Here is a 12653-nt window from a genome sequence, read left to right as displayed (position 1 = left end):
AGTGACGGATTCAACAGCCTCACACACAGAAATCCTGACACTCCCCGCTCGGCCAAGTAGTGAGCCGTCGCACGGAAAGAGCTGAAGAGAATGACTTTCTCAACGGGGTTGTCAGCGAAGTAGTCCGACAACACATCCAGGAGCCGCGCGAACTTCGAATCTGATCTTTCGAGTTCAGCAGCGTCCACATCTCTTGGACGGTTGGCGAGCAAGAACTCCTTCAGCGTTGCGCTGATGTCCTCCAACTCGCTCTCGTCTTCGCCTTCCTCCATGTCTTCCAACACGAGTTCAGCCATGTCCTCGACTAAAGTTCTGTCGCCACCGAGCCATGCGCGGGCGAAAGCAGCAGGGCAGCTGCAAACCTGCCGCTGAGGCGTAGCCAGCAGAAAGCCATCAGAGATACCGCGACGCCAGGCGTAATCTCGGGTGACCTCGGTCACATAGGTATAGAACTTTCGTTCCGCCTCGGTCATGGGAACCTTTTCAGGCGTCACTTCCCGACGCGGGCGCTCCAACTGCACATCGCGCTTGCGTGTGCGAGTCACCACATGCCCTAGCAGATTCACTCGCTCCAAACTGGATGCCAGTTCTGCTCGGTACTCGGCAGACTGTAAGCGCTCCTGCGTCGGTGGATCCTCAAGGATTGAGGCCAGCTGCCGCGAATTCGCAAGCAGCTCGCTGGACGCTGCCGCTTTGACATGTTCGATGATCTCCTCTGATCGGGAGTTTCGACGCAGTGCCGCGTCGCGTGCCAACACCAGCGGTCGGTTCGCGGCCAGCATTTCTCTGAAGCTCGAAGGGTACTGAAAGTGATCTGGGTCACACAGGCGCAACAGGTGGTACAAATCCTCGTTCGCAAGATTAATCGGGGTTGCCGACAACAACACCCGGTGGTGCGACACCTCCCGCAGCATCTCACCCAGGGTGTGCGCGGCGCTCTCCGGGTTGCGCATGTAGTGCGCCTCGTCGAATACAACCAGGTCGATCAGTGGATCGTCGGTCGCGTTCTCATCGAGTAGGTTGGCAAGCACTGAACGACCCGACAGTCTCTTACCGGTTGACTCCGCTGTCGGCTTCCAAGACTTCGGTGGTCTGAGCGCCTGATAGCTCGCAATCCAGGCTTTGGACGGACCGAAGCTGCTGCTGTTTCTCAGCTCATCAGCCAAATTAGCTGCATTCACGATGCTGGCGTCGATTCCGAAGCGGTTCTTCAGTTCGCTTCGCCACTTTTCGCGCAGCATTGCCGGACACACGATTAGGAGTCGACGCATATCCTCACGCGCCCGCAACTCAGTCCATATGATGCCCGCCTCGATCGTTTTGCCCAGACCGACTTCGTCAGCGATCAGCAAACCATCGGCGGGCGATTCCAACAGGGTCAGCAAGGGCTTGTATTGGTGTGCGAAGAACTCAGTGTTCGTAACGCCCATCGAGTACACCAAGTTGGCGAGTCGCCCGGACAGGTGCACGTGCGTCAAACTGCGGCGGAGGTCTTCTGCTCGACCAAATCGACCGCTCTCGATCACCCCATAAGGGTCATCGCTCTGAGCCGTGGAGATCAGCTCGAGTTGGTCTTCCGCAACGTAGTCATTTGTCCCGTCACGCCAACGGACCCCGTAGTAGCTGATGGACCCGCGAGCCCGTACTTGCCCTGTCGTAGCACCAAGTTTTCCGGGGTTGTCGATTCGACGAACTTCCGTGCCCTTTTCCCATTGCATGAGATCTCCTTGATGAGGTATCGCGCCTGACACTCAGTCAGCATGCTTCTTGAGCCAGCCTGGAATGTCATCAACGCGCACCTGTTTTGCTTTGCCATCGGCTTCCGGCACCTCTGGGAGTTCCTTCCACACTGTCAAGAAATGGGCACCCGGCACTCCGTCTTCGACGGCAACGTATCCACAACGCAGCTCTTTGCGCCCCCAGGTCGTCTGCCACTGTGCCGAGAACGACCACAGTTCAACTCCATCGGCGTGACCCTTGAGGAAGTCCTGCCACGCTGCGTTGAGGTGGCCAAATGGCAATTCAGGTGCAGCCTTGAGCGGGTCTACGACAACCTCGCGTCTTTCGATCTCCTGCACAGTCAGTCGCTCCAGCAAGTGGTCGCGCTCAACGACGAATTCGCGTTCCTCCGGGGACACGTAGCTTTCCTTCTTTTGAAACAGCTCCTTGGCTTTCATGAAAACGGCCACGGGCCAGACGGCGACCACTGCGATGGCCGCGAGAAGGGGCGCGACAAAGTTGTTGAGGATACGGTATGAAAGCTTCTTGCGATCCGGATTTATGGCTTCGAGCAGATCACGAAGAGATTCAGACTCCTTCCCCTTCGTCATGTGATGAGCGCCGTAGACGACCGCAAGGACCACCACCCCGATACCGAGGTACCAGTAGAGATAGATCACACCGATTCCCCCCCATCCTTGCCGGTCCGAGGGAATACCGTCATGGCGCCGATTTCGTAACCTTCAGGAGCGTTCTCAGACTCGGCCGTCCCGTTGTGACGTTCTCGGGTCGCCACAACCACCCCTCGCTCGACATCCAAGAACAAGTCCCGCTCGAAGGTGCTGCCGTAGCCCATGTGGACATATTCAAGCTGCTTGCCTTGGGGGATACGGATCGTGCCGGAGTACCAGTGGGCAAAAACCCGCTCTGGAAAGTCAGGGAAGATGGTCGCCAATGACGCTTCGGTACCGTCTTCCAGGGTTCCGTTCAGTCCGATCAGGTACAGGCGGTCGTTCACGATTTCCCAGTTGCCAACGTAACCACGCCACAAGGCAGTGCAGTTGGACTCGAATCGTGGGTTGAATCCGCCCATGGCGAAATAATCGCTGAGGGGGTTCGTGCACATGGCAACCTCCTCACCCTTGAATTTCAGTCGCTCTGCAATCTGCGCTGTCATGCCATTCCTCCCTTCGATTGATTGGCCAACGTCGACTCGGTCACAAATAACCGCGCAACAACTATCTGAAGAAGCAAATCTGCGGGCACGCAATCCGCGAATTTGATCCCCTCGGCCAACTGTGAGACCTCGTCTACGGTCAACTGCACATCAGCTTCGCCGCCGTTTTTGGACACCAGCGATGCCGCAGGAGCTTGAACGCTGAGCGCATCAAACTTGACTCGCTTCCCGGCAGATGAAGCGGTACGGGCATAGGTCCGGTTCTGCTTGGTGCCCGCAAAAGTCCAGGTGCGAGCCTGATGGCCTTCGGCCCTAGACACGAAGTCCCCGCCTGGAGAGAGCGCGAGCTCCTCCTGTAACGCTGAAAGCTCAGACTTGCCGCGCAGCGACAGATGCACGCCTGGTGGCGTTCCACTGATGAGGGCAGCACGGATGCCTTGGCAGACCTCACGGCTCAGGCTGCGTGCGCCGCCCATCCATCGAGCTTTGCCGCCCTCTTTCGCCGGCTCCAGCCAGACAATCTTTTTCGACCACTCAATCTCCTTGACCATCCAGCTGCGACCTGCCAAGAGCAAGAGCCGCTGAGGCTCATCACCGGAGAGTACCGTGGGGTCGATGTAGCCCACCTCCGCACTGCCATGCCGGCCAGTCAGGAGTTGCGCCCCACTGAATGACGCCAACAGGTCTCGGTAATGCCCACGGCCGAAGTCGCGCTCAGCCTGGGGACCGATACGCAACAACCCCTCGCTGGCATCCAGGTACCCCTTCTGAACCATGTGAGTCAACATCGACTGAAAGCCGTCTTCAGGCAACTCGGGGAAGCAGCGCGACAAAAGCGCGATGACTTCGCTGGCTGGCCATTCGCCGCGCTCCAGTGTGGACACAAGGATTTGCTGCCCAACTATGGGCCAAGGCTCCTCCGGAGGCCGCGCGGCTTCAACCCAGGCCTGAGACCACAGCTGGGTGACTCCCAAAGCCAACATGAAAGCATCTTCACTCGTCGTAAGGAACAAACAGTTCCTCACACCGCCAGTCCTCCGCCCGGTTCGCCCCATGCGCTGAAGGAAGGACGACACCGTGGACGGCGAATCGATCTGAATCACACGATCCAGATCTCCTACATCGATGCCCAACTCCAGGGTCGATGTCGCCACGATCACGCAGTCTTTTTCTTCAGCAAATGCCGCTTCGGCCTGCTTACGCTCCGCTGCGCTCAGCGACGCATGGCTCACGAAGGTCCGGACATCCTTGGTGCGCAACATGCTGCTGAGCTGCTCAGCGCTGCTGCGAGAGTCGCAAAACACCAGCCTCTTTTCACCTCGATGGAGGCGCGAGATGACCGTTGCTGCGTTTTCGAGGCTGCCAACGTGATCGATGGTGACATCGGCATCGGTGCTAACGGTGGCGCTTCCAACCACCTGCCGTTCTCCCGACGGAGCGAACCACTGCAAGAGCTCTTGCGGGTTGCTGACCGTTGCAGAAAGACCGATTCGTTGCAGCGGTTGCGGCAGGTAGTGCTCGAGCCGCTGCAGTACCGAACGCATGTGCCATCCGCGATCATCAGCAGCGAAGGCGTGCAGCTCATCGACCACCACGGCCCGCAGATTCCCAAACCATGTTGGACGATCCACGCGCACGGAAATCAGCATCGCCTCAATGGACTCCGGCGTCGTCAGAAGGATGTCGGGTGCCTCCTTCATCGCCTTCAGCTTCCGCGACTGGGAGACGTCGCCGTGCCAAACGGTGACGGTTCGACCGACCAGTCCGGCGTAATGGGTCAACCTCTGCTCAAGGTTGTTGAGCAGCGCCTTGATAGGGCAGATGTACAAGACACTGGTGCCCGACCAGGACTCTCTCAACATTTTGGAAAGGATCGGGATGGCTGCCGCCTCCGTCTTTCCGCCCGCCGTAGGTGCCAGCAACAGGCAGTGTGCTCCGGCATGAATCGGCGCAATGGCCGCCAGCTGGGTGGGGCGCAGGGTACTCCAGCCCAGCGTGTTGACGACGTGGTACTGAAGGGATGGGTGCAGCTGCTCGAATTCGCTCACAGCTCGATGTCATCCACGGAATTTGCGCTGGCCGCTGCACGCTCGGACGCAGACATTTCGCTCTCGGAAAGCGTGAGTGAATAGTGCTTGCGGGGATCAAAGTCGGGATGCAAATCCACTCGATCCAGAACGTCTGCCACCAGCTTCTTCAAGAACAGCCGCGGCGCCACACCGACCTTACCGCCAAGACCACCTGCCACCGCGCGGGCCAAGGTTTCCAGGTAAGCGTCATCGACCACCGACCGTAAGCGGTGCTCGTTTGCCACCCCCTCCGCGTAAATGTCACGCACCCGGCGACCAACGGAGAGCAGGGCTGAATGGTCAAACGGCGACAGTCGGATCTGCACCGCACGGGGATTGTCGAATCGTCGGTCGGTGCCAAAGTCGACATGTAACCTCTGCGCGAGAGGTGCCAACCTCTGTACGCCCTGCGGACCGTCATAGAAGGCTGGGGTGCCTGTGATGACCAGGTAGAGCCCGGGATAGCGACCGGCATCAATCTCATCGATCCATTGCCGCAGAGCATTGAGCCCCTTTTCGCGGGTGTCGGTACGCATACGCTGCAAGGTCTCCACCTCATCGAGGACCAGTACCAACCCAGAGAAGCCGCTGTCACGAAGGATCGTGAGCAGACCGACCAAGAAGTTGCTGGCCCCAAAGTGGTCCAAATCGCCCTTGATACCCGCGGCACGCTTGACGCTGGCCGCGACATTGGGCTGGCCAGCCAGCCAGCTGATCAACCCCTCAGCCAGCATGCCGTCGTTGCTCGCCAGGGCCTGCCGATAGGTTCGAAGCACAGCGGAAAACGCCGGTGCCGTCTTGCTGATGGTGCTCAGGCGCGCCTCCATGAGCGCATCTGTCCGCTTCAGAAGGTCTTGCGCATCGTCCGGGTCTACCGAAGGGTCTGCCAGGACATCCTGCTCCAGGGCGTAAAACCAGCCGTCAATGACGCTTCTGAAAGCACCGCTGGCCATGTCGGCCGTCCCGAGGTGCTCAACCAGTCGCCGATAGACCGTTTCCAGCCGATGCAGAGGTGTCTCGGTTTCGTTGATCTGTACTTCTGTCGCAGCGAACCCCTTTGAGCGAGCCCGCTCCTGCAGCCAGCGTCCAAAAAAGGTCTTGCCCGTGCCGTACTCACCCCGGACTGCCTTGAAGCCGCCTCTGCCTGTCGCGACGACATCCAACTCTTCATTGAGGGTAGACGCAAAAGTCTCAATCCCAACCGCAAGAGCGTCCAAGCCACTGTTGGGCACGGTGCCACGACGCAGCGCGCTGACGATGTCTTCACGTCGAGCCGCGCTGATCATGACAATCCCCCCTGGGTAGGTAACCGGAACTGCTGCCGCAGCAAGGTCATGTTGAGCTCAACTGATCCCGCGGCCTCATCAACGGTGAGCACCGGTGCCTGGTCCACGTTCAGCATCCGTCGCACGGCACTCAGAAGCCCGCCCATGCGAACCTCTGCCAGCGACAGCCGATTTGCCAAGGCCGCCCGAGACAGTTTTCCGCCGCGTTCCGACACGGCCTCGAGTAACAGCCTCATCTTGTCGTCGGGCAACGCGACACGTGCCGCAAGTTGCCGCTGCGAGGCGTAGATCGGACTGGCCAGCAGCAACCCAATCCAGTCCGGAGGGGCGCTATCAGCTGCTGACGGAGGCAGATCGACAGGGGCAAACAGGCCCGGCTGCGCCTCCGCCGACACCGTCTTTTTGCGTGTGGGCTTCGCTTGCGCAGCAGGCGCAGCAACAGCGCTTTTGGGCTGCAGAAATGGCGGTAGCTCCCACCAATCCGGCTGAGTGGGTGGAGCTGGCCTCCAGCCTGGCAGATTCGAGCCCAAGGGAGCAAACAGGCTGAGGGGGACGGTCAACTCCTGGGGCGACAAGCCGCCGTGGTAGCCATTCTTGCGGCCCGCATACCGGCTGCTTTCCCCCCAAAGGCACACCACCGCATTCGAGCCATCGCTGGTGACCACGCGCCCCCCGCTGACGGCCATTTCTTGGGGTGAGGCGGCGGTACGTCCCAAGCGCCAGCGATCACTCTCCCCGCCCGGAATCTGCGTCGTGCCATCTTCCAGCAGATGACCGTGGTCCGCAGTGATGATCACCACGCGACGGGCTTCACGGGCCTCGCGCAACAAGGGCAATAGCAGTCGCAGATCCTCCAATGCCCATCGCTGGTTCAGTTGATCAGGCCCGCTGAGATGATCGTCCACCGCGTTGTAGACCACCCCGACAACCTGCTGCTTCGGGTTAGCGATGGCCGAACGAACTTCCGATGCAAGATTTCCGCCGTCGGCCAAGTCCCCCTTGTGAAAGAGCTTGGGGGCAAGTTCTGCTCGACTAACCGCCATCAGCGCCGGATGCGACGCAAATCCGGGCTTCTCCTGCGCCTGGTTACCGGTGGTCAGCCGCCCACACAGCAAGCTGGTTCGACTGACCTCGGTGATCGTCGGGATAGCCGCCATTCCAACGAACGGCGTGCCCTGTGCGGTGGGCACCAATTCAGTCCAGCCGTGAGTGGATGCCCGTGCAAACAGTTCGCGGAAGATGCTGTTGCTCAAACCATCCATCACCAGCAGCAACGTGGGTTGAACTGCCGCAATCGGGGCGACCACACGCTCCAAAACCTGCTCGAGCAGGACAACTCGACCGCTGTTAGCGGGGGGCTGAGCGTTCCACTGCACAAGCGCATGGGCAAAGGACTTGGCGAATCCATCCCGTCGCGTGATCGCTGCGCGGCGACAGGCGGCATAGGCCTCGGACAATTCGCTGAGTTCATCCCCACCCAACAACCTGAAGCGGGCCCAATCCACATAAGCCCCCTCGTCCGCTTGCCACTCAAAGGCATCCGGCAACGCCGCCCCGGAAGGCATCGGACTGATGAGCCAGCGAGCCAGGCGCCGCGCCATTTCGACGCGCTCCTTGCGGGGCAGCTGGCTGTTCATCAGCATGTGCCTCAAGGCACGGTCAGCATGCAACTCCACCTGCTGCAGGTTCGCTTCGGTGGGCTCCGCTGCATGGGTACTCAGCGCCACCGCAAAGTCCGTCAGGCGTTGATCCAACGCCAACGGCAGGACATCACTCAAATGCGCAAACTCTGAGATCCGAAGATCCTGGAGCAAGGCATCAGCGCGATCCAGTGCCGCACGACAGCCCTCCACACCGAGACTGCGCACGACCTGCTCCGCAGCCTCCGCCCACTCACGGCCTTCCTTGACGCCCACGTGCTGGCCATTGACGAACCGCTCCAGACGAATGGCCGCCTGACCCAAGGCTGTTTGCCCTTCACCGTCGGGGGCGAAGATCACACCACTGACCAGTCCAAGGGACAGTGCATCCCCTGTACGTCCAGCCTGGATACACCCCAGCACCATGGCGCCAGCAGCGCCGGATGTCTCTGCAAGCCAGCTCAAGATGGATGTCCGCATCGCAGCCGGCAAAGGCCCCAGCCTGGCCTCGGCCTCGGGCCTCAATGACCAGGTAAGCAAACTCACTGCATCTGGTCGAGCCACCTCGATTCCCAAGAATCGCGCTAAAACCTCACGCCAGGCCGTCTCCAAGTCCAAAAAGCCGTTGGCCACTGGCTGGTAATCACCCTGGGCTGCGCCGTCGATCAGGGCTTGAGGCATCCAGGCAAACCGGCCCAAACGCGCGTCCGTCCCCTTGGCCTGGAACATCACGCGGACGATGTCCCATCCTTCCGGCTGAAACACCCGGGCACGGGCCAAGCGGGCTGCAATGTCCTCGGCGACTTCATGTGTGGACAGCGGTGTGATCACCACCATGCCGGAGGTCGGATGCTCACGCTGCTCCAGTTCGCACAGAGCCTCGCGGATCGCCAGAGACGATTCACACCACCGAATCGAAAACGGCCTTCCCAGCGGACTAATCGAGTCAGGCCAGGCCTGTTTCACCGTCGCTCGGATCGCAACTGCCTGCGCTGCCGGATCGCTGTCCAGCACGCGTTCCAGCTGCGCTTTGATCTGAGGCGTGGACAAACTCATAGCTGCGTGCCCTTGCGCTGCAGGCGCCAGCTCAGCGTCAGCTCCAGATCTCGCTCACTGGTCACGCGGGCTTTCAGTTCCTCCAGAGCCGCAACGGCCTCATCTGCGGTCAGATTCAGCTGCTGCTTTTCGGCCACCACCTCAGGCGCCAGATTGGCAGGCACCGGTGGGATCTCTACGGGCGCCGGAGCCGGTACGGGAATACCAGGCACGGAACTGGGCACCGCAGCCGGAGCTGGCGCCGGCGCAGCAGCGGCAAGCAGGGCCATGGCGTCACGGTGCAATTCATCCAGCCGGCCCTTAAGCGCCAGCACATGCTCATCGCTGGTAAGAACCTCAGCCAACCGCCGCCCGATCACCTGGGCTGCGTCCGCCCGGTTGTCACTGAGCTTCAGAACCACATCGAACAACTGCCAGTAGCTTCCCGACTCAAGCGCATCGGCGCAAGCCTTTGCCTGGCCCAGAGCACGGCCAACGGCAGCCTCAGAGGTCTGCAAATCGGCCCCCGCCAGCACGGCGACAACTTCTGAGTCGGCAGCCGATGCCAAAGCGGCCAGGAGCGATTGAGCAGACTCCGCCGTTTGTTGCCGCGCTCCGGCGGCACCGCCCGCATATCGGCCGGCACGGTCCCGCACCTGCACCACCAGGCGCGTCACCGCATCTCGCTTTTCTCCAACTTTCAGCTTGATCTCGTCGACGAGCTTGCCCACATTGGCTGCGTTGAGCGTCTGACCGAGCGTCAAGCCAAACAAGCTCGATGCACGCTGCAACGCAAGCTGCCAGTCGCCAGCAGATGGCAAAGACTGCTCCCGCAACTCCAATTCATCCGGCATGCTGTCCACTGACGGCTCATAAGGCCCACCACGCATGGTGAAACGCCGGCTCGTGGATGCCGCGAAGGCCAGGATGATGAGGTTCTGCAACTCCAGCGGCAGGCCCATCGGTGCAGGTGTATCGATCCACTGGCGCAACTTGGCAACCGTGATTGGGCCACCCCCGTCTCGCGCGTGGGCCTGGGAAAAACGCGACTGCCAGTGCGGCTCAATCAACAGGTGCGTCTCCGCCATCTGCCCCAGCTGACAAGGGTTGACGACGGACCGAACCAGCTTGCGCAGGCCGGCGTCCTGAACCAGTCCGCGCTGGCCCGGCGATTCGATGGCCTTTTGCACCTCCGGCCAGATCTTGCGGATCACCACCGGTTTGATTTCGGTATCGAACTCCGGGTGGGCCGGATACTGATGCGCGAACAATTGGCCCAACAGACTCTCGAAGGCCGACTTGAAGTCAGCGCCTACCGGCGGGCGCGGCGACAAGGTTGGGTCCAGAGAGCGGAACTGCTGGTCTGCTGTCAGCGGGTTGCTGACTGCATCGCGCGGCTCGGTACTGATGCCGTACGCCACCTCCAACTGGGAACGCAATTTGATGCGCAGTTGGTCCAGCTGGTTGCGTGCCAGCGCCTTTGCCTGCACACGGTCCACATACGACAGATGACCGGCGTAGGTCTCAAAGCGCTCGCCCTGAAGGATGTAATCCAGCACCACCAGTCGTCCCAGGTCCGCCATCGCTTTGTTGCTCAGGAACGAGGGAATCCACACCAGTGTCTTGGTGTCACCGCCTCGATACGCAGCCAGGCGAGCCAGGTCATCGGCCGGGCCGAAGTTGGCCTCATCAAACGGGAAGTCCAGCACCACAGTCCAAATGCCTGAGCGTCCGCGCAGACGGTCGTCCGTCATCTCACGCACGTTCTCGTACAGCAACTCGACCTCTCGCCGCGTGCCGCGCCAGTTGAACTCGTAGGTGCTGAACAGGTCACCCGTGTCCTCAATCCCGAGCTCCTTGAACAAGGCCTCGCGGATGCGCTTTCGGCGGTTGCCGGGGTTATCGTTGGCTTCAGCCGCACGCAGGATGGGCTCGATGTCAACGCCCGTCACCTGGATGGAGATGATCGGGTTCTGGTCTTCGGTGATCTTGATCTCGCCGATTTCGCTCGCCCAATCCCTGCACTTGCGCAGCACGTCCTGCGCTTCTCGCCCTGGAATGGGAGATCGGAAAGTGCCGTGGTTCAGGGCCGCCAGACGTTGGGCGGTCAGGGCCTTGAGCGATTCCACCTCGGGGACCAGCGCCCCCAGCAGCAACGTCTTCAGCAACCGCGCATCGTTGCGCAGGTTCTTGGCCGCTGCCGGGTCAGCCTGTCCCAACTTGATGGCCTCCCAGGTCACGCTGTGCTGACGCTCCAGCATGGGCAACAGGCGCTGGTTGTAAAGGCGCTTGGCATTCTCAAAGTGCAGACGCATGCCCTCGCTGAAAGGCTCATCCCCTTCAGCAATCGCGTCATACAGGTCACCCACAGGGATCAGTTGCCCCAATTCGAGGTCGTCGCGGCGGTCCACCAGCAACTGAAGCATCAGCTTCAATGCCGTCCGCTCCCGCTGCAACGCGGCTGAAACGGCAATCAAGGTCTGCACCAGTGCGGGAGAGAACGGGTAGACCTTGCGGAACATATCCCGGTCGGCCGTCGTGGTCAGCAGGGTGTCGAGCACGTCCTTGCGCAGCTTCAACAGGTCGTCGAAGGTGCCCTGCAAGGTCTGCCGCGCGGCCTCGTCCACCGGCCGCAACACACGCCTCTCAGCAATGGCCGGCAGGTTACGGTCCTCCAAGGTGATGCGATGGAAGCGCGCCTCCCAGTGCTTCAGCACGTCGCTGAACTGAACCTGCACCGACCCGGCCAGGTTCTCACCCACCAGGTCCCGCAAGTCACGCTGTCGAGCCACGAAGCTGATCAGCGGAATGGGGCGATCCGCATTGGTGGCCTCCACCAGCTTGACCAGCTTGGTGCCTTCACGGCTGACGAAGTTGACGTCTGCCGCATGGCTGGCCAGCCACAAGACCAACTCGTCCAGGAACAGAATGACTGCGTTATAGCCCAGCGCCTTGGCATGCCGGCTCATGATGCTCAAGCCGTCATCCAGCGACACATACGATTCGCCACTGCCCGCCAGGGTGCGATAGGCCGAGAAGAACTGCGTGATCAAGTCCCCCACCAGACGCGCGCGCTCCTCACCGTTGGGCGGCTCCAGCATGGCCGCTTCAAAAGAGACGGCATCCCATCCGCTCTCAAAGGCACCCCAGCCGCCATCGCCACCGCCACTGGCACCTTCGTTCAGCTTGGCAAAGAAGGCGTCGTCACCCATGCGCTCGCGCAGGTCACGGGCATCCTTGAACATTCCCTCGGCCAAATAGAAGCCCGGCACTGGGGCGTCCGGGTGCTTCTTGCGGACGAACTCGGCGTACTGCCCCAGGATGGCCGACTCCATGTCGCGCGCGCCGATCATGTGATACGGCACCAGCAGGAACTTGCGTCCTTCGGTCCATCCATGGCGTGCCACCACATCAGCCAGCTCAGGCGTTGCGCGGGCCTGCGCATTGCCAGCCAGCAGCAGGTTCAGCACCGCCATGAAGTGGCTCTTACCCGAGCCGAAGCTGCCATGCAGATAGGCGGCCTTGCTGCCCCCGGTCTGCACCGCCTGCTGGATAAAGCCCAGGGCGTTGGCGAACGCGTCCACCAACTGCGGCGTGACGACATAGTCCCGCAGGGTCTGATCTGGCTCAGTGACACCTTTTGAAAGTTGCAGGACGAAGTCACCCTGATGCACGCGCTCGGGGATATGAATAAGGTCTTTGAGTAGTGTCATGTAACAGGTGCTGT

General features: G+C 61.0%; 7 protein-coding genes. All 7 read right to left on the bottom strand.

Annotation, left to right across the window (positions count from 1 at the left end; genetic code table 11):
• The coding region (locus OX89_RS14250; protein WP_047351124.1) for an SNF2-related protein at positions 1-1718 on the bottom strand (1718 nt) is incomplete at its 3' end.
• 33 nt (positions 1719-1751) lie between these two features.
• Positions 1752-2399, bottom strand: a complete 648-nt coding sequence (locus OX89_RS17830) for a hypothetical protein (protein WP_052952281.1) — start codon at positions 2397-2399, stop codon at positions 1752-1754.
• Complete coding sequence (locus OX89_RS14240; RefSeq protein ID WP_144731151.1) at positions 2396-2896, bottom strand: hypothetical protein; 501 nt, start codon at positions 2894-2896, stop codon at positions 2396-2398. Before OX89_RS14240 ends, OX89_RS17830 begins: the two co-directional genes overlap by 4 nt.
• Positions 2893-4944, bottom strand: a complete 2052-nt coding sequence (locus OX89_RS14235; RefSeq protein ID WP_047351123.1) for a DEAD/DEAH box helicase — start codon at positions 4942-4944, stop codon at positions 2893-2895. The genes OX89_RS14240 and OX89_RS14235 overlap by 4 nt, the downstream gene beginning before the upstream one ends.
• Positions 4941-6251, bottom strand: a complete 1311-nt coding sequence (gene brxD, locus OX89_RS14230; protein ID WP_047351122.1) for a BREX system ATP-binding protein BrxD — start codon at positions 6249-6251, stop codon at positions 4941-4943. Before brxD ends, OX89_RS14235 begins: the two co-directional genes overlap by 4 nt.
• Positions 6248-8947, bottom strand: coding sequence for a BREX-2 system phosphatase PglZ (gene pglZ, locus OX89_RS14225; RefSeq protein ID WP_047351121.1), 2700 nt, complete (start codon positions 8945-8947; stop codon positions 6248-6250). Before pglZ ends, brxD begins: the two co-directional genes overlap by 4 nt.
• Positions 8944-12639 carry a hypothetical protein gene (locus tag OX89_RS14220; protein ID WP_047351120.1) on the bottom strand — a complete coding sequence of 1232 codons (3696 nt, stop codon included), beginning with the start codon at positions 12637-12639 and terminating at the stop codon, positions 8944-8946. The genes pglZ and OX89_RS14220 overlap by 4 nt, the downstream gene beginning before the upstream one ends.
• Between the last annotated feature and the right edge of the window lie 14 nt (positions 12640-12653).

The organism is Diaphorobacter sp. J5-51 (assembly GCF_001023515.1).
GTDB classification, from domain to species: Bacteria; Pseudomonadota; Gammaproteobacteria; order Burkholderiales; family Burkholderiaceae_C; genus Diaphorobacter; species Diaphorobacter nitroreducens.
Note: the sequence above shows the minus strand (reverse complement) of the source record. Positions and strands in the feature narration are given on the sequence as shown.

Bases quoted from the DNA above. Each gene is read 5' to 3' on its own strand.
- OX89_RS14240 (WP_144731151.1), bottom strand. From the start codon at position 2,896: ATGACAGCGCAGATTGCAGAGCGACTGAAATTCAAGGGTGAGGAGGTT.
- brxD (WP_047351122.1), bottom strand. From the start codon at position 6,251: ATGATCAGCGCGGCTCGACGTGAAGACATCGTCAGCGCGCTGCGTCGT.
- pglZ (WP_047351121.1), bottom strand. From the start codon at position 8,947: ATGAGTTTGTCCACGCCTCAGATCAAAGCGCAGCTGGAACGCGTGCTG.
- OX89_RS14220 (WP_047351120.1), bottom strand. From the start codon at position 12,639: ATGACACTACTCAAAGACCTTATTCATATCCCCGAGCGCGTGCATCAG.